Origin of the sequence: Dysgonomonas sp. HGC4 (genome assembly GCF_001261715.1) — a bacterium.
Classification (GTDB): domain Bacteria; phylum Bacteroidota; class Bacteroidia; order Bacteroidales; family Dysgonomonadaceae; genus Dysgonomonas_A.
Map to the genome: position 1 here is coordinate 14,566 of NZ_CVRU01000081.1, position 18,374 is coordinate 32,939.

The following is an 18,374-nucleotide window of genomic DNA, read 5'->3' on the forward strand; positions in this document are numbered from 1 at the left end:
TTTGAAATCTTTTTTTATGGAAAAATAACGTTTATTTAGGTAAAAAGCTATCGTTAAACCAATAAAGCCTACGCACACTCCTTAGTCCAAAGACAGCCACAACAAACCATACTATTTTACATTGTTAATCAAATTTACTGCAGCTTCAAACTGAGGATCTCTCCCTTCATTAATAGCTTGTTGATCGTATTTCACCTCTATATCAGGTGGAAAACCTATACCTTCATATATTTTATTATCCACATATTTATACATAAGTGAAGACGTATAAACCAATGTAAAAAATGAGGTCGAAAATTGTCCACTATTAGTATCTGTATTAGGACCAAGCGGTCCCATTGCACCCCATGTGCGTTCTCCAATAAAATGACCATTGGGTAAAACTTTCACAGTCATCGGTAAAATTTCCGCCATGCTCATCGACCAAGTATCTGCCAAAACAACAATAGGCGCGGTTACGTTCTTTGCTCCCGGAAGTGTTTTTAAGTAATAAGGTGTCCATGGGCTATAGTCGAGTCGTCCTTCACCGCTCTTTGAGCGTGTATAACCTACTAAATAATCTCTGTCAACCATTCTTCCCAATAGAAACTTCAAATCACCGGCAGCACCTCCGTTATTACTTCTTACATCTATGATAATTCCCTTTATATCATCTGTGGCTATCAGTTTATCGAAGAAATATTGCAATACATCTTTTACGTCATTATCAGATGGGGAATTATAGAGATCTTCGAGATTGAATCCACTGCAATAAAAATATAGTATATTATCATCGCGAACTCCTGCCATAGCATTTATATTATATTGGAATCTTTCGGAAAATGTAGTTCCCCTCAATCCTCTATCCAAATAAGTCCCCGGTAAAGAATAAAACATATGTTCATAAGTAAGATAAGCATCGTATTCAGGTGTATTCAATCTTTTAAACTCGGATGGCCATATAGGTAATGAATCTTTCAGAAAAGGACTTGTAAAAGTCAGGTAATAATGAGAATCAACTAAACCTCGTGTCATTTTTTTAAAGTAAGTATACGCTTTTCCGGCGTCCTCAGGAGATGCATAGCTTAGCTTGGCAAACAAAGGTTTATATTCTCGGTATACCCTATCCCAATCCGTAGTATCTATATCCCAGAATATATAATTGTTATTCATCCCATTCCAATAAGCATCGAATATTTCATTGTAATTGTATCCCGGATATTTCTCCGGTTCGTTTATATCGGGAAAATCTTCGCGGCAAGATGTGAAAGGACTAAGTGTAAGTATTGTCAAAATACACGTAAACAGATATTTCATAATGCTATGTTTTTATTTATTATGACCTAAAATAGAAGAGAGATTTAAAAGAGCACCCATCTGTATCGTAAATGTATCGTTGTAACGAGGAACTTTATTTATCATATAATCTTTCTGTAAATCAGTAGTTCCATAATAGTAACGACCCTCTATAAATAGTTTTAAAATACCAGTTACAGCATATTCAGCACCTATACCTGCCAACAGCCCCCACTCTATGCGGTTATCTCTACGACTGTCAAAAGGATTCTTCTCATCATAAAAATAAGGTTCGTAAAACTGCAAATAATTACCCTCCGGAATATTGGCATTATAATTTAAAGATGCTGTAACACCCTTCACTCTGCTGTTTGCCCAATAAGCAGCATATCCTCCGATGTTAGTAAAACCTCTCAGCTTATTACCTCCAAAAGAGAAGTGAGCCATCAAGGGTAATTTGATATAACTATTCTCGGTTTTTTGATAAATGCCTTCGTAATAATAACTACGGCTCTTTTTATAGTCTTTCCGAATATAGATGACTTCTGCTTGTACTGCCAACCAATCTTTAAAGTTATAACGTACAGGAATGCCAACCGTAAAGCTATTTTGACCTTCATATTTAGTAAACGAACGATAAAGTGTACTTGTATTTAGGTTATTGCGAACGTATCCACCCGATATCCCCAGTTCTAGTTGTGCCTGCACCTTTGGAGAGATCATACATGCACATAGTAAGAGTATTGCGGAAAACAATTGTTTCTGCTTCATAAGACTAAGATTATTACAATGTTTAAGGAAATAAATATTCAAACAAATCTAAGAATCAAATAGTTTTAGAGAATGTACCTTTTAATATTTTTCACCCTAAACAATTAACTTTTAAGAATATAAGAGATACCTAAGTCGAAAGTTCAGGAAAATAGAGGAAGAGTTAGACTAAATGCCAATCAGTAGATAACGATGATGCAAGTTTACAACAATTGCATTGCTATTTCGGCACAAGCTTCGGCATCAGCCAGGGCATTATGATGGTTTGTTAGAATATACCCACAATCTTCTGAAACAGTGTGTAGTTGATGATTGGGTAAGTGACGTAATTGACGACGCGATTCTGCCAAAGTACAGTAAAACTGATAATCAGGATAGTCCATTTGATAAGAGCGAAACACTGCTTTCAGGCAGGCTTCATCAAATCCTTTGTTATGAGCTACAAGAGGCAAACCCTCAATAAGAGGTTCTATTTGTTTCCATACTTCCGAAAACACAGGTTCGTTAGCTGTGTCTTCATCTGTCAACCCATGAACGGCGGTATTTCCATAGTTATAATAATTGGGCTCAGGCTGAATAAGACTGTAAAAACGATCTGTAATACTTCCATTTCGCACAACCACAATACCAACACTACACACACTTGAAAGTTCGTGATTAGCTGTTTCAAAATCTATGGCTACAAAATCTCGTATCATTTAAACCTATAATATATTTATGAGTAAAATTAGGAATAAAATTTCTATCTATTATTAATGAACAAAGAGAATATTTAGTGTATCAAAACACCATCTATTTTACTTTATCTCTCCGTCTCAAGGATGAAGAATAGTCCATAACATCTTTTAGTATAAGTTTCAAAATGGAGATATAAATCTTGTATTTTCATTAGATTCATTTAGAATTTATTCCGATGAATCTAAAAGATCATTAAAAAAGGAACTCATTTAAAATATTACTTGTTCAAAGAACGTATACAATAGTAGATAGGGTTAATAATTTTCATAAAAAGAGAGCCATGGTAAAGACAATTGCAATAATAACAGATAAAGGTGTTCCGAGTACAGAGATAAAAGAAAATACATTGATAAATGTATTTAAACTCGAAGGTAATAGAGTTTCCGGATATGAAAGTATAAAACTTGATAGTGCAGATACCAATAGCTTTTCGAAGCTATTAAAACTAAAAGAGATTAGTTTGATATATATTGACAAGGTCAATAACGAGTTACACAGAATGTTACACAAACTAGGTATAGGGGTTAAATGTAAAGAGGAATGGGAAGGCGATCAGTTTATTGGACAGTTTGTATTTGGTTAGTGTGATCCTAAATCAAATATTCTTTTGGAGAGTTATATCTAACTAAAGCTGTTGTAATAAATAAGCCATACCTAAACCTTATCATTATATTAAAAATAGTTATCGTACACTAGAAGAAAAGAACTTAAAATAACAGAGAAACAGACACTAAATAAGATATTTAATGTCTGTTTCTCTGTTATTGGTAATTGAAAATTTCTAGTAGTACAAGTGAAGAAAGTACTAATCAAATCAATATAAGCGTCATCTGTATGAGAACATACGTAAATAAATGATCCAACTATTATTATAACCAGAACTCGATAATAATGTATGTTACTTCTTTGTTATAATGAGCTTTTGCATGAGCAAATAATTATTTATGACAAAAAACAAATAACTCCGATAAAAGTTACTATTTTTGTATACATTTTGGTGTCATTTTCTGTATTCTTAGAAAAATGATGAAAAGGGAATCGGGTGAAAATCTCGAACAGACCCGCTGCTGTAAGCTCTACAAGCATTTTTGAAGAACTCAAAACCACTGTTCATAAAAGAATGGGAAGGAATTTCAAAAATAGAGTAAGTCAGAAGACCTGCCAATGATGATAAAGTTTGATGCTTTCGGGAAATAAAGCAATACAACATCTTACGAATCTAATACTTTTTTATCGGAGACCAGTAGACATTTAACATTTCTACACAGCCATAAAGAAAGTACGTCAATTTCAAAAATAATTTCTGTCAAAATAAAGTTTACATATCTAATCATTAATAAAAAAAATGGAAATATATAAAGATTTTAAAGGTACAAAATGGAAAGAAAAAATTGATATAAACGATTTTATCCTAAAAAATTACACTGAGTATACCGGTGATGAGTCTTTCCTTGAAGGGCCAACAGATGCTACCACCAAATTGTGGGAGAAACTGAGCGAAATGTTTAAGGTCGAAAAAGAAAAAGGCGTTTATGATGCTGAAACTAAAATACCTTCGCAGATTGATGCTTATGAAGCCGGATATATAGATAAAACTCTAGAGAAAATAGTCGATGTACAGACAGACAAACCTCTCAAAAGAGCTATCTTCCCAAATGGCGGAATCCGCATGGTGCAACAAAGCCTCGAAGAATATGGCTATAAACTAGATCCAATCACATCAGAAATATTTACAAAATACCGTAAAACACATAACGAAGGTGTATTTTCTGCCTATACAGACAGTATTCGTCGTGCAAGAAGTAACGGCTTATTAACGGGTCTGCCTGACGCATATGGTCGAGGACGTATTATTGGTGACTACCGTCGGGTAGCACTTTATGGTGTAGATCGCCTGATTGCTGAAAGAGAGAAACGATACAAAGAGTGCGATCCTGTTGTAATGACTGATGATTTGATTCGTCTTCGCGAAGAGTTGAATTCTCAGATTCAAGCAATGAAAGCACTCAAACGAATGGCTGCTTTTTATGGTTTCGACATTTCAAACCCTGCTGCTAATGCACAAGAGGCTATCCAATGGACATACTTCGGTTACCTAGGAGCAATTAAAGATCAAAATGGTGCTGCAATGAGCTTGGGTCGTGTAACAACTTTCCTTGATATTTATATTGAGCGTGATCTTAAAGCTGGTTTGATTACTGAAAAAGAAGCTCAAGAAATGGTCGACCATTTCGTTATGAAACTGCGCATTGTTCGTTACTTACGTACTAACGAATATAATGAACTGTTCTCTGGTGATCCTGTTTGGGTAACAGAGTCTATTGGAGGAATGACTAACAATGGAGCTTCTATGGTAACTAAAAACAGTTATCGTATGTTGCATACTCTTTATAATTTAGGACCATCACCCGAACCAAACCTCACCATTTTATGGAGTAACAGATTGCCTGAAAGCTGGAAAAAATATTGCGCAAAAGTATCTATTGATACATCTTCTCTTCAATACGAAAATGATGATATTATGCGTCCTCAGTTAGGAGATGATTATGGTATTGCTTGTTGCGTATCACCTATGCGTATAGGTCACCAAATGCAGTTCTTTGGTGCTCGTGCCAATTTACCTAAAGCTTTACTTTATACCATAAATGGGGGTAAAGACGAAAAAACAAAAGCACAGGTATTACCTAAGCATTGGATTGAAAAAGTATCAGGTGACTATTTAGAGTTTGACGAAGTATGGGATAAATTTGACCGTACCCTAGACTGGGTAGCCGAAACTTATGTAAAAGCATTGAATATAATCCATTATATGCACGATAAGTATTCGTACGAAGCTTTAGAGATGGCTTTACACGATGTAGATATCGTTCGTACGCAAGCTTTCGGAGTATCGGGACTCTCTATTATAGCCGATTCGTTTGCTGCTATCAAATACGGTAAAGTTCGTATAGTAAGAGATGCCGATGGAGATGCAGTAGATTACATTCTCGAAAAAGACTATATCCCTTTCGGAAATAACGATGATAATACAGATAAGTTTGCTGTAGAAATTGTAGAGAAGTTTATGAATAAAATTCGTAAACGTAAGATGTATAAAGACGCAATTCCTACTCAATCGGTATTGACCATTACATCAAATGTAGTTTACGGGAAGAAAACCGGTAATACACCCGATGGACGTCGTGATGGCACTCCGTTTGCACCGGGTGCAAATCCAATGCACGGACGTGATACCAAGGGTGCTGTTGCATCACTGTCTTCTGTAGCCAAGCTTCCATTTGAGCATGCTAATGACGGAATATCTTACACATTTGCTATTACGCCTAACACATTAGGTAAAGGTAAAGAAGAAGAATCTCAAAATCTGGCTTCACTGATGGATGGATATTTTTTGCAAACAGGTCATCACCTGAATGTAAACGTATTTGATCGTCAATTATTAATTGATGCAATGGAACGTCCAGAACAATATCCTCAGTTAACTATCCGCGTATCGGGTTATGCTGTGAACTTCGTGAAGCTTACTCGTGAGCAACAGTTGGATGTTATCAATCGTACCATTACTACTGCTATCTAAATAAAGCAGATAAAATATTACTAAACGAAGTGAAGCTATAAAAGCTTCACTTCGTTTTACACATTAATTTTGCCGGAGATGCAAGGATACATACATTCATTCGAAACATTCGGGACAAAAGACGGACCGGGAATCCGTTTTGTTGTGTTTATGCAAGGCTGCCCACTGCGTTGTTTATACTGTCACAATCCTGATACATGGAAAAAGGATGGTGCAAAATATATGCTTACACCTCTAGAGGTTTTTCAGGAATTGGATAAAGTGAAAAATTTCGTTCGAGGAGGAATTACCATTTCGGGAGGAGAGCCCATGCTTCAACCCGAGTTTGTTTTAGAATTATTCAAACTATGTAAGGAAAATAACATTCATACAACAATTGACACATCAGGTATATTTCTGAATGAAAAAGTAAAAGAAGTACTCCAATATACCGATCTCGTTTTACTGGATATCAAACATATTAATCCCGAAAAATATAAAGAGCTGACTACAGTCCCTTTAGAGCCAACCTTGAAGTTTATGGAATATCTCGCAGAGACAAACAAACCCACTTGGCTACGTTATGTACTTCTGCCCCACTATACCGATGACGAGAAAGATTTGATCGAATGGGCTAAATATGCATCACAGTTCAAAAATGTAGAACGAGTAGATATACTTCCATTCCATCAAATGGCAGTACAAAAATGGCAAGATTTAGGCTTGGAGTACCAGCTAAAAGATATAGAGCCTCCCACCTCTACCCAAAAAGAAAAAGCAGAAGCGATTTTTAAGTCTTACGGACTTCCGGTTTAACCTATTATTTTTTTAATGCATGTCTAATTACTATAACCCAAGAGAAATTACTCTTCTTTTTGCAGAATCAGCTATTTATAAGAGAAATATACCTTTTATTAAATTTTGTATATTATCAATACTCGGAGGCATGTTTATAGCTTTTGGAGGATTGTTGTCTATTATGGTTTCGGGAGGAATGCCGGGCATTGGAGCAGCCAATCCAGGTTTAGTGAAATTTGTAGCCGGGGCTTTATTCCCTGTAGGGCTGATTATGGTTTCCATTACAGGAGCTGATCTTTTTACTAGCAACTGTGCCGGATTTTGTTTCCCTCTGCTACAAAGGAAAATCAATGTAAGCATTTTCTTTAAATATCTATTATTGTCTTATCTATTCAACTTTATAGGCACACAATTCATAGCTTTCGTTTTATCTTATGAAGTTGGCTTATTAGATAAACAACCTTGGCAAACATACTTACATCATTATTCTGAAGTAAAAGTAAGTCAAGACTTTTTCACTATATTTATAAAAGGAATAGGTGCAAACTGGTTAGTATGCCTAGGTGTTTTTATGGGCTACGCAGCAAAAGATATTACTGGAAGGTGTATAGGTATCTGGATTCCAGTAATGTTATTCGTCACACTCGGCTATGAACACTCTATTGCTAATATGTTTTTCATTCCGGCAGCTATTTATTCAGGGGCTGATATTACTTGGGGAAGCTTCTTAATACAAAACCTTATTCCATCCACACTCGGAAACCTCGTTGGTGGAGCCGGGTTTATTGGTTGTGTATATGGGTATTTGTATCTAAAAGAAGAATAAACTATATATAAAAGAGAGCCAAAAAGTTAAATATCTACTTAGAGAAATAAGAGGCTTAGTCAGCAACTGTGGAGGAAAGGAGAGGAAAGATGAAAAAGCCCATTTTAGGAATGGACTTTTTCATCCTTTACTTATCAATTATTCACACCTAAAAATTTGAAAGGTTGCGCAGGTTTAAAATCATTAGCAGTATTACCATTATAGATTTCACCATTTGCAATAGATAACTTCATTACTGGTGCACCTTGTGCCAAGTCCATATCCTGAAGATTTACCCAAAATGTATTTGGAGTCAAACTCGATTCGAAAAAGTAAGTCAGGTTTTTACTGTCTGATACTGTTCTCCATTCTGTTGTGGAGATTTCAGGACTCTGAGGTGTTGATATTCCGTAAGGAACTGATATGTTACGAATTACACTGAATACACTGGCAATCGCTATTTTTTCGTTATCTGTTTTAGGAAGTGCATCAATATAAAAGCTAGCTCTTGCAAAACGATCGGTAGCGCGATTGGTTCCAGGTAGGAACGTTAATCCACCGATTGATTTCCAATAGTCATTCAATGCCAATTGTTTGTCATAAGTAGGCGAGTTAGTCATCACCTTATACTCTGTGCTGTGGTGAATATTCAGCTTTCCATTTATGTATTCAAAAATAGCATTGTCGCCTGTAGCATCTGAAATAGATAGATGTAATGTCGCCATTCTAGATCCGTCAGGCATCTGATCCGATACTACCTGAAAAGTATCTCCTTCTAAAAAAGAAACGGCTTCGTTTACTGTTGCAAAATTATCCAGCATATATTGTACCCACGCAGCAATAGTAAGCCCCGGTTTGTTCTGATCTCTTGCAGGATATTCCGACTCGGATAGCCAAAGCAGATTAGCTACTAATCCTTTTTCATTCATACCATCTGTACTTGCTATTTCAAAAGCTGAGGTTACGACACTGCCATATTTAGACGTCCACTTCAATGAATTTTGACCTGTTTCACCATTACGTTCCATTCCTCTAGGGAATACCCAAATATTACTTGCTAACTCGGTTTTCCAATCCATCGTACGACCTGTTACTACCATTCCATTAGTCCCTGTATAAACTACTCTTGTACATGCTTCGGCTTTTGAAGCTAAACTTAGTGTTGTTAACGAACATAAAAAAATAAATACTTTTTTCATAATTTTTTATTTTAATGTAAATTAAAATCCTTTTATTGCTTTAATAGGGTTTACCAAATTGATTATTTTGGCTTATCTATTTATAATATATTCTACAAATTTGTATTCCAAAAGTAGGTAAATTGTGAGTGAAAAGAAGAAGAAAATCAATTAGAAAGTCGTTAGAATCAATGAATTGAATTCTAACGACTTTCTAATAACTGTTAGATAGCTATTTAAAGTCTATTTTCATACATTTGCTTACAGCTATGAGAAGCAATGATCTAATAATATGATCTGCTCTTATGTTAGATATCAAATCAATAAAAATCGTTTAAACAACAAGTAGCTTGAGGAGTTTCAATAATCGAACTAAAGAAACTATATGTTGTTATTATTTATAATAATTGCTTATCTATGAAAAAAATACTGGTTGTAGAGGACGAACAACGTATAGCCGAACTCCTCCAAAAAGGATTGGAAGAGTTTGGTTATATTGTAACCTTAGCTTTTGATGGAGAAATGGGACGACGTTTGGTCAATGCGCATACTTATGATTTAATTATTACAGATATAATTCTACCTAATATAAATGGCTTTGAATTATGTAAAGAAATACGCAAAGTACAACCTCATGTGCCTATTATTATGCTAACAGCATTGGGTGCTACTGATGATAAGCTCGATGGTTTCGATGCAGGAGCAGACGACTATATGGTAAAACCTTTTGACCTTAGAGAATTAAATGCACGTGTAAACATATTATTAAAAAGAAAAGGTAGCAGTGAAAATGCACCTGAAGCAAATCAACTGGAATATGCCGATATTAAATTGGATATAGATACTAAAACGGTTTTCAGAGATGGGAAAGAGATGAAACTCACACCAAAAGAGTTTAATCTCTTAAGGTATATGATGATGAATCCCGAAAAAATATTAAGCCGTACCGAGATTGCAGAAAAAGTATGGGATACTCACTTCAATACAGGAACCAATTTCATTGATGTGTATATTAACTACCTAAGATCGAAAGTAGACAAAGGATTCGATACAAAACTAATCCATACTCGCCCGGGATTAGGTTTTATATTAAAAAAAGAAGAATGAAAATAAGAACTAAAATTGCTCTTCGTATAACAGTTGTCATTACTGTTGTTATGCTTATATTCGTAGCCCTTAACTATATAGTCTCAACGCATGTTAGGAAAACTGAGTTTTATGTTGATTTAAAAAAGGAAGGAATATCAAGAGCTAATCTTTATTTTAAAGCAAAGGCTTATAATGAAGATATGGATAAGGTAGACGTTTTTATTTATGATAAAGACTATAATCTCCTTTATCAGGATGCAGATAATATTAAGGCTAGTCCACATTCCCGCGAGACATTAGAGGAAATATGGAAAACAAGGGGCGATTTTACTCAAAATAAAGGAAAATATCAAACCATTGGATTTATATTTTCATACCAAAATGCAGATTATATTATACTAGTATCCGCATACGATAGTTACGGGCATGCAAAGATGAGCAAGCTAGCCTTGTACTTATTGATTTTGAGTTTAGTGTCGCTTTTGGCAGCTTGTGCTTTAGGTTATTTTCTTGCAAAATCGGCGTTAAAACCCGTAGCCAGAATTTCCAATAAGATGAAAGACATTACGGCGAACAACCTTCATCTGCGTCTTTTAGGATATAATCAGAAAGATGAGTTTGGCGAATTGGCAGACTCTTTTAATAAAGCGTTGGATATTATCGAATCATCTTTCAATTCTCAGAAAATGTTTGTTAGCAATGTCTCACATGAACTGCAAACTCCTCTGGCTATACTAATCGGCGAAATAGACTTGGCTTTACTAAAAGACCGTACTTTGGAAGAGTATAAACAAACACTTATCAATTCGCGTCAAGATACCAATAAACTCATTAAATTTCTAAATGGTTTATTAGACCTTGCCAAAGCAAGTTACGATGAGAGTATAATATCAATGAGTATTATCAGGATAGATGAGGTTCTTCTTGATGCAAGAGAGCTTGTTTTAAAAGGCAATCCCAATTATAATATTGAGTTTCTGTTCAATCAAGATATAGAGGAAACCCCTGATATGACTTTCCGAGGTAACGAATATTTGCTAAGAATGGCTTTTGCTAATTTGATGGAAAATAACTGTAAGTATTCTAATAATAAAACTTCTATTGTAAAAATCACATCTCTAGATAATAAAATAACGTTGTTATTTTCGGACACGGGTATTGGTATTCCCGAAGATGAAATTGAACACCTATTTACTCCATTTTACAGAGGTAGTAACAAATCTTTTACTCAGGGAAATGGTATCGGGCTTGCTCTTGTAAAGAGAGTAATAACTTTACATAAAGGGAGCATCACTCTTACTTCGGCTGTTGGAAAAGGCACTACTTTCCGTGTAGAATTAAGCTAGTTTCTAATAAATAAACATCTTATCTTTTTTACAGAATGGTCAAATGAAATATCTTTGATATACCTGTAACTATAATTTGTATGCCTATGCAGAATGTAAAGAAGGCTACCAATTTGTTTATAATCAGATTACCCGCAGTTCCTAATTTTTCCATCATCCTGCGTCCCTGAGTAAGAAATATATAAAGCATAGCCGCCATGCAAAGAATAACAAGTGCAATAACTGAATAATTGATTCCTGTTTCTATCAAGCGACCTTTTACGCTTGCAGATGCCATTAAGGTAAAAATTACAGATATACTACCAGGGCCGATACTCATAGGAAAAGTTATAGGATAGAATATTTTTCCTTGCATTTCTTTCCATTTTAGATTATCTAAGGCTTGTTTAGTCTCATTGTCGCTTGAAGTTCCATTATCAGAAAGCAACTCCATTGCTGCTTTACATATCAGGATTCCCCCACCTAATTGTATAACAGGTATAGCCAGACCGAAAAGTAACAGAAACAAATGCCCTATTAGCAAAGTTCCAATACCAATCAAAAGGTAATTGACTATAATTTTTTGAATGGCTGATTTTCGTTGTTGATCACTCAACCCTGTTAAGAAACCGTTTACAATAAAACCATTTCCCAAAGGATTTATTACAGGAAACAGAGCCATAAAGGATGATGAAAATATAAATAACGAATTGCTTATCGACATAGTTACAGTTTTTTAGTTATAAGACCTTTTTACTTAAAATGCTTCATTAATATTGATATAAAATGCCGATTCTCCCTTTCCCCTTCCATAATCGAGGCGAAAATTAACCCTCTCTTTTAATTCGAAACGATAGCCTGTTCCATAAGTTGGAAGCGTTTGGCACAGATGAAAAGTAGAGAATTTAGAAAAAACATTTCCTGCTCCTGCCCAAACCACAACACCACTACGTTTATAAACATGTTGGCGAAGTTCTACTTGTGAATCAATCAACTTTTTATCACGATACCTCCCTTGGTAATATCCCCTCATTTGATTAGGGTTTCCAACTAATGCCATCGTACCCCAATCTACACTACCTGTATTCAAAGTACTATCCAAATCAAAGGCTAGAATACTACCTTTTCTTAATTGCTTGTAATATCTGAATATAAGATCAGTTCTATTGAAATTGTGTGTACTTCCCAATAATCCCGAATAATAAGTATTAGACATCATAGCATACATCCCCTTGTAAGGATTGGGTATAAAATCTCTGGAATCGTAGGATAGCATAAGACCGACACCTACTCCTGTCGATTTTCGACTTTCACCACCAAGAATATTGGTATCCGAAAAATTAAGCCCTGTCACTTCCATTGCATTACTCGTAATTCCGAGAGCCGAATATTTACCTATTTTCTTAAAGAAGTCAACTTCTATATTTTTTTGCATATTGTTATATGTTAAGTAATCTTCTTTACTTCCGGCATTATATCCAACACCCCAGTAACGAAGAGGCGTATCTGAAAATGAAACATTGGCATTAATCCAGTAACGCATCTCAGGAAAAAAAGTGGTTCCCTTTACTCCGAAAGAATAAGCTCCAACTGTTGTAATATTGCTAAATAGTGATACACTAGATGGAGCCATATCTTCACTACATCCACTTAACCGATATAGTCCCGAAGCAATCAACCCCATACCTACCTTGGTTTCATTCGAATAATAAGGTCCACCCATTATAGAGAAATCAAAACCTTTTATAGCAGATGTTTTGTCATTAGAGCTTTCTAAGTATTGAAAAGCTGTTTTTTCTACATATGCAATTAAGGGGGTAATCAAACCTTTACTCTCTTTATTTTGAACATGCAAAGTATCCTGTTTCGATTCGATCTGGGCATTCAGAGTAGACAATCCTATAAAAAAGAATACAATTATCAGTTGATGGCGCATAAATAAAGTTGTTGTTTTTAATTGAGTAGAAGAGGAGAGCTTCTTACTGTAATGATTTATATTGATTTAGTATATTTCAAGCTACTTCAGCTATTTGTTTGTCTCCAATACAAAAGTATAGGCTTTAGTCCTATTCACAACTCTATATTCAATTAGAAAACCATTAAATACCAACCCTTTAATTCTAATAATTTTCTAATACGTCCTCTGATCTATTTTCAAAACAGCGCCTTTGTTTTGTAACTCTTATCTAATTAGACTTCAATGAGAAACAGTTATCAGTGCCTGTCTTTATTGCTGAATCTTTTTCTTCTCAAGAAAAAGAGATAAACCATTATTTGGCTTTAAATATCCAACGGGTTCCTACGAGTAATGTTTGTGTATTACAATTTGAGATGTTGGCAAATTCTCCCTTAAAATTGGTTCTGCTATACATATATGCAGCATGAAAGCGTAAATCTTTAGTTACTTTGTTCGTAAAAGGATAGCACTCCATAACAGCCTCAATGCCCTTACTTTGATACGCATCGCTTCGAAAATCCTTATCATAACGCTCATTCCAGACAGTCTTAACTGATGGTTTCCATTTTCCTAAATCATATTTTATATTGATGGATGCAGATTGATCTTTTACATACCTCTCACCTAAATTAGCATCATTAACTATTGAGCTATAATCTATATTTCTATCTCCAATATAATAATCAAGCTCTGTTGTAAATTTCTTTATATTGAGCTGTGTACCTAAGGTAATCCAGTTATAAAATTTACTTTCGCTATGTTGAAAGGCTCCGTATGCCCAACGAGTTTTCACTTTGCCTTCAAGTAGACTACCTACCCATAATACATTTATTGCCATTGCTTTGTTCTTGTAAGCATTATCAGCAAATTGAGGTGCATCCGAATTTACAATCTGTAAGTTTATTATTTGCCCTGCAAAACGATAAGCCGCATTTACTCCTGTTTTAGAATCATCCAGATCATTGTAAATCATTGTTGGCAAATACACATCTGCTCCGCTATAATCGTATTCGAATGTTCCGAATTGTACAGCTTGTTTACCTGCGGTAATTGTCCATTTACTATCTATATCAAAAGATATCCATGCCTGATCTGTTGCTATTGAATAGTTATCACGCAAAGGCGTCTGAGTTTTATTAAAGCGTTGTCTTACCCTATAATGTATATTTGGTGTAATATCACCCACTAACCAAATTTTAAGAGCATTCCCTCTGAAAGTGCGATCTTCTAATTTTCCATCCTGAAAATCAGCTTGCAGATCAATTCTTGTATCAACTAATATATTAAGTTTGCTATCATCCCATTCCAATTTTTTCGCTAAATTTTCACTGTCTCTATGCTGAGCAAATAAGTTTAGGTAAAAACATAACAATGAGAGTATAAATAGTATTTTTTTCATCTGATTTGAATATTTATAAAAGATGCCGATTAGATACTCCGACCGACATCTTCTCTCTGTAGAATCGAGATTTTAGTTAGATTGATTTCCAAGCCTCTACATACTCTTGCATAGTTGCCGATAGTTGCTTACCAATAACCTCATAATCTTCATTTTCGAGATTAGCTAAAGAAACTCTAACCGACCATTCGGGACCAGCAAAACCTCCACCATTAAGTAATACTATTGAAGACTTTTCTGCCAATCGGAAAACTACATCAACCGGTTCGAAGTTCTTTTGTAGAAACTCAACGAATTCTTTTCCATAGTTTTTTAAAGCCCATTCCTGAATATCTATTTCACAATAGTAAGCGGCTCTCTCTTTATCTGCAATAATTGGCATTTCCATACCTTCCCAAAGCAAATGGTAACGGTCTTGAATCAGTTTATTACATGCTTCTTTGTATTTATTCTCAGTATCAAGCACTGCAAATGCGGCAAATAACATCATCTGCATTTGTTGAGGAAGCGACAATCCTGCGGTGTGATTCAATGCAACCTGACGGCTGTCGGCTACAATACGATCTATAAATTTTAGTTTTTCGGGATGAAGTGTAAGACTTTCGTACAACTTAGCAAGTCTTTCCTTTTCTTTTTGGGGAAGTGCGGAAAGCATCTTGTCATAGATATTGTCTTCGTGTAGAGCAATAACTCCTAAACGCCAACCTGTGGCTCCGAAGTATTTAGAGAATGAATATACACACATCGTGTTTTGTGGTAATTCGTTCATTAAAGAATTAAATCCGTTTACAAATGTGCCATATACATCATCTGTCAAAATCATTAAGTTTGGATTCAAGTTCTTCACCACTTTTACCAAGTATTTAATGCTTTCATCTGAAATTTTCACCGATGTAGGATTACTTGGATTGATTACAAAGAATGCTCTTATTGATTTATCACCCAATTTATCAAACTCTTCGTTCGGATATTGGAAGTTAGAATTGCCATCTGCATCTTTTCCTGACCCATAGATATAGGTTACATCAAATTCGTATCTGGCTAATTGAGGAATTTCTAGATAAGGAGTAAATGCAGGCACACCCAGAGCTATTTTGTCGCCTTTTTTGAGCAAGCCATTTACAACCAGTGAGTCAAAAATATAACACATCGCAGCAGTACCGCCCTCTACGGCAAAAATATCGTATTTGCCTTTGCGATGAGGATTCGATCCACACATCTCTTGCACCAAATAGTCATGCACAATCACTTCGGCATGCTCAAGCATTCTTATAGGACTAGGATACTGATCTCCAATTATACCTTCTGCTAATTCGAATACCCATGCATCAGCATCGAAGTTGTGTTTTTGTATGCCATAGTTATAGATGTTCTTAAGCAATTCGATACCCCGTTGTTGATCGTTCGTTTTAAGAAAATCTTCGAAGCGTTTTGCAATTCCACTCTTTTGTGGTATTCCAGCCATTCCTATGGGGTTGTTCATAGCTAAACGGCACTCTTCTATTCCGAATTGTCCCAGTTTAAAGAATGCTTCGCGAGGTGTTGTTGCAATCCAATTAGGATTTCCACGTCCGGCGTTTAGCATTGTTCTTACCGGTTTTAGTTGTTGATCTGATGCCAGACTGATTAAGCTATCTTTTAATTCGAAAGGACTTAATGTTTCTAATTGCTCTTCGCGATGACGTGATGTTTTTAATTTTGAGATATTCATAATTATATATTTTCGATTGTTTTTTAATAAGAGTTGAATAAGTATTTTAATAGGTCTGTAGCCTTTCCTTAGCTCATCAATAGTACAATGACTACTCCCCAAATAATTAAGAGTGTATTACCTACTGCATAAGTTGTTGTATATGATAATGCGGGAACTTTACTTTTTGTAGCGTCTTCGAGTGCACCCAAAGCTGCTGTTGTAGTACGTGCACCGGCGCAAGCTCCCAAAGTGATAGCCGGATGAAATTTGAAAACATATTTCCCAAGTAATAATCCAACTAGCATAGGTACTATACTCACAAAAATACCTGCAACAAATAAGCTTAACCCTGAGGCTTTAAGCCCTGCGATAAAATCGGGTCCTGCAGAAATACCTACTATAGCGATAAATATATTCAAGCCCAGATTATTCATTAACCAAATAGCAGGTTCGGGGATAGCACCAAAGGTAGGACGACGCGATCTTAACCATCCAAATATGATACCCATGATAAGTACACCCCCGCTGGCGCTAAAACTCAATGGAATATTGCCTGTTCGGAAAGTAAGAGAACCTAATAAACCTCCTAAGAAAATACCTAACCCCATATACAGTAAATCTGTTACATTGGTTGGGCGTTCGGCAAAACCTAGAGACTTGGCAAAACGGTCAACATCCGATTTACGACCTTCTATTTCTAGTACATCACCATGTTGAACTTTTACATTGCTTAGAAGAGGTAATGTTGCTTTTCCTCTATACATTTTGAGGATAACCACACCATGACGATCTTTACTGTCTTTTAATTCCTGAAGAGTTGTTCCTTGTACTTTTTTGTTTGAAACTATTACTTTCAGAGTTTCTACACGGAAATCGAGCAATTCTATATCAGCAACTTCTTTTCCAATGAAATTTTCGTCGGTAAGAATGGTTTCTAAAGGACCGTTTAATACTAAATTATCCCCTTTACTTACTTTATTATCCAGAGTTGGTTCCTGTATTATAACGCCATTTATCGGACGAATTCTTTCTACATATACAGGCCATCCTTTAGTTGCAAGTAAGTCTTCTACTTCTTGCACTGTTCTTTGAGTATCAAAAAAACTGCTGTTAGCTTGAATTACTCTGAAAGTAGCACCATTGTAAGCATATCCTAGGCTTGAATCTTCGTCTTGAATAGAACCGCCCAAAGAGGCTTCATATTCTTTTGTTTGCTTCACAATATCACCACCCAGAATTTTAGGTCCAATTGATGATAAGAACCAAGCTGTACCTGCTGTTCCGAAAATATAAGTTACTGCATACGCTACGGGTATCTTGTTTATCATTTCAGTTTTAAGTCCCGAGCCAATTGTCAACTGATTAATGGTATCGGTTGCAACCCCAATTACAGCCGAAATTGTATTCGCTCCGGCTATTAGTCCAACAGTGTTACCAATGTCAAATCCTGCGATAATTGCAGCACCCCATGCTGTTAGCAAACAAGCAATACACACTAAGCAAGCAAAAGCGATCTGAGGTAATCCTCCTTTTTTGAGACTTTGCACAAATTGAGGTCCTACGCTGTATCCGACTGCAAATAAGAAAATCAAAAAGAAAGCAGACTTAACTGTTGGCGATATAACCAAATCTAACTGTCCGACTAATACACCCATTAGAAGTACTCCTGTAACTGAACCTAACGAAAAGCCTTTTATCTTAATTTTTCCAAGAGCAACTCCAAGAGCCAGCGTTAAGAATATGGCAAGCTCGGGAGCTGCTTGCATCGTTTTTATAATCCATTCCATATG

General features: G+C 35.5%; 15 protein-coding genes and 1 riboswitch. Of the genes, 6 read left to right on the forward strand and 9 right to left on the reverse strand.

All coding sequences use genetic code 11. The features are described from left to right. Positions 1–111: 111 nt before the first annotated feature. From HGC4_RS07880 to HGC4_RS07890, 3 genes are all read right to left on the reverse strand, one after another. On the reverse strand, positions 112–1,296 hold the full coding sequence (locus HGC4_RS07880) for a S41 family peptidase (protein WP_050709583.1): 1,185 nt from the start codon (positions 1,294–1,296) through the stop codon (positions 112–114). A 12-nt stretch (positions 1,297–1,308) separates the two neighbouring features. Beyond that, the gene (locus HGC4_RS07885; RefSeq protein ID WP_082204117.1) at positions 1,309–2,046 is read right to left on the reverse strand and encodes a porin family protein; all 738 of its coding nucleotides are present in this window, start codon (positions 2,044–2,046) and stop codon (positions 1,309–1,311) included. A gap of 203 nt (positions 2,047–2,249) precedes the next feature. Beyond that, positions 2,250–2,741: a 3'-5' exonuclease gene (locus HGC4_RS07890; RefSeq protein ID WP_050709614.1), complete on the reverse strand. Its 492-nt coding sequence runs from the start codon at positions 2,739–2,741 to the stop codon at positions 2,250–2,252. Between the two features lie 323 nt (positions 2,742–3,064). On the opposite strand from HGC4_RS07890, the gene HGC4_RS07895 reads away from it, so the two are divergent. From HGC4_RS07895 to HGC4_RS07910, 4 genes are all read left to right on the forward strand, one after another. Beyond that, positions 3,065–3,367, forward strand: coding sequence for a hypothetical protein (locus HGC4_RS07895; protein ID WP_050709585.1), 303 nt, complete (start codon positions 3,065–3,067; stop codon positions 3,365–3,367). A gap of 395 nt (positions 3,368–3,762) precedes the next feature. After that, positions 3,763–3,965, forward strand: a riboswitch (cobalamin riboswitch). 164 nt (positions 3,966–4,129) lie between these two features. Then, positions 4,130–6,361, forward strand: a complete 2,232-nt coding sequence (gene pflB, locus HGC4_RS07900; RefSeq protein WP_050709586.1) for a formate C-acetyltransferase — start codon at positions 4,130–4,132, stop codon at positions 6,359–6,361. Positions 6,362–6,439: 78 nt separating this feature from the next. Continuing rightward, a complete protein-coding gene (pflA, locus tag HGC4_RS07905) occupies positions 6,440–7,156 on the forward strand; it encodes a pyruvate formate-lyase-activating protein (RefSeq protein ID WP_050709587.1) in 717 nt (238 codons plus the stop codon). A gap of 19 nt (positions 7,157–7,175) precedes the next feature. After that, positions 7,176–7,964 carry a formate/nitrite transporter family protein gene (locus HGC4_RS07910; RefSeq protein WP_050709588.1) on the forward strand — a complete coding sequence of 263 codons (789 nt, stop codon included), beginning with the start codon at positions 7,176–7,178 and terminating at the stop codon, positions 7,962–7,964. Between the two features lie 134 nt (positions 7,965–8,098). Here HGC4_RS07910 and HGC4_RS07915 read toward each other — a convergent pair whose 3' ends face one another. Continuing rightward, on the reverse strand, positions 8,099–9,142 hold the full coding sequence (locus HGC4_RS07915) for a linear amide C-N hydrolase (RefSeq protein WP_050709589.1): 1,044 nt from the start codon (positions 9,140–9,142) through the stop codon (positions 8,099–8,101). 396 nt (positions 9,143–9,538) lie between these two features. On the opposite strand from HGC4_RS07915, the gene HGC4_RS07920 reads away from it, so the two are divergent. Together HGC4_RS07920 and HGC4_RS07925 are read left to right on the forward strand one after the other, a co-directional pair. Then, entirely contained in the window at positions 9,539–10,228 is a 690-nt protein-coding gene (locus HGC4_RS07920) for a response regulator transcription factor (protein WP_050709590.1), read from the forward strand. Next, positions 10,225–11,556, forward strand: coding sequence for a HAMP domain-containing sensor histidine kinase (locus tag HGC4_RS07925; protein ID WP_050709591.1), 1,332 nt, complete (start codon positions 10,225–10,227; stop codon positions 11,554–11,556). The genes HGC4_RS07920 and HGC4_RS07925 overlap by 4 nt, the downstream gene beginning before the upstream one ends. Before the next feature lie 28 nt (positions 11,557–11,584). On the opposite strand, the gene HGC4_RS07930 is transcribed toward HGC4_RS07925, so the two are convergent. The 5 genes from HGC4_RS07930 to aspT all read right to left on the reverse strand — a co-directional run bounded on the left by HGC4_RS07930 (position 11,585) and on the right by aspT (position 18,371). Further along, positions 11,585–12,259: a MarC family protein gene (locus HGC4_RS07930; protein WP_050709592.1), complete on the reverse strand. Its 675-nt coding sequence runs from the start codon at positions 12,257–12,259 to the stop codon at positions 11,585–11,587. A gap of 33 nt (positions 12,260–12,292) precedes the next feature. Continuing rightward, positions 12,293–13,471, reverse strand: a complete 1,179-nt coding sequence (locus HGC4_RS07935; protein WP_050709593.1) for a BamA/TamA family outer membrane protein — start codon at positions 13,469–13,471, stop codon at positions 12,293–12,295. Between the two features lie 334 nt (positions 13,472–13,805). Beyond that, on the reverse strand, positions 13,806–14,891 hold the full coding sequence (locus tag HGC4_RS07940; RefSeq protein ID WP_050709594.1) for a porin: 1,086 nt from the start codon (positions 14,889–14,891) through the stop codon (positions 13,806–13,808). Positions 14,892–14,967: 76 nt separating this feature from the next. After that, positions 14,968–16,602 (reverse strand): aspartate 4-decarboxylase, encoded by a 1,635-nt coding sequence (gene aspD / locus HGC4_RS07945; protein ID WP_050709595.1) that lies wholly within the window; start codon positions 16,600–16,602, stop codon positions 14,968–14,970. 68 nt (positions 16,603–16,670) lie between these two features. Continuing rightward, the gene (gene aspT, locus HGC4_RS07950) at positions 16,671–18,371 is read right to left on the reverse strand and encodes an aspartate-alanine antiporter (protein ID WP_050709596.1); all 1,701 of its coding nucleotides are present in this window, start codon (positions 18,369–18,371) and stop codon (positions 16,671–16,673) included. Positions 18,372–18,374: the final 3 nt, after the last annotated feature.

Coding starts and splice junctions, on each gene's coding strand:
- HGC4_RS07880 (WP_050709583.1), bottom strand. CDS start 1,296: ATGAAATATCTGTTTACGTGTATTTTGACAATACTTACACTTAGTCCT.
- HGC4_RS07885 (WP_082204117.1), bottom strand. CDS start 2,046: ATGAAGCAGAAACAATTGTTTTCCGCAATACTCTTACTATGTGCATGT.
- HGC4_RS07895 (WP_050709585.1), top strand. CDS start 3,065: ATGGTAAAGACAATTGCAATAATAACAGATAAAGGTGTTCCGAGTACA.
- pflB (WP_050709586.1), top strand. CDS start 4,130: ATGGAAATATATAAAGATTTTAAAGGTACAAAATGGAAAGAAAAAATT.
- pflA (WP_050709587.1), top strand. CDS start 6,440: ATGCAAGGATACATACATTCATTCGAAACATTCGGGACAAAAGACGGA.
- HGC4_RS07910 (WP_050709588.1), top strand. CDS start 7,176: ATGTCTAATTACTATAACCCAAGAGAAATTACTCTTCTTTTTGCAGAA.
- HGC4_RS07915 (WP_050709589.1), bottom strand. CDS start 9,142: ATGAAAAAAGTATTTATTTTTTTATGTTCGTTAACAACACTAAGTTTA.
- HGC4_RS07920 (WP_050709590.1), top strand. CDS start 9,539: ATGAAAAAAATACTGGTTGTAGAGGACGAACAACGTATAGCCGAACTC.
- HGC4_RS07925 (WP_050709591.1), top strand. CDS start 10,225: ATGAAAATAAGAACTAAAATTGCTCTTCGTATAACAGTTGTCATTACT.
- HGC4_RS07930 (WP_050709592.1), bottom strand. CDS start 12,259: ATGTCGATAAGCAATTCGTTATTTATATTTTCATCATCCTTTATGGCT.
- HGC4_RS07935 (WP_050709593.1), bottom strand. CDS start 13,471: ATGCGCCATCAACTGATAATTGTATTCTTTTTTATAGGATTGTCTACT.
- HGC4_RS07940 (WP_050709594.1), bottom strand. CDS start 14,891: ATGAAAAAAATACTATTTATACTCTCATTGTTATGTTTTTACCTAAAC.
- aspD (WP_050709595.1), bottom strand. CDS start 16,602: ATGAATATCTCAAAATTAAAAACATCACGTCATCGCGAAGAGCAATTA.
- aspT (WP_050709596.1), bottom strand. CDS start 18,371: ATGGAATGGATTATAAAAACGATGCAAGCAGCTCCCGAGCTTGCCATA.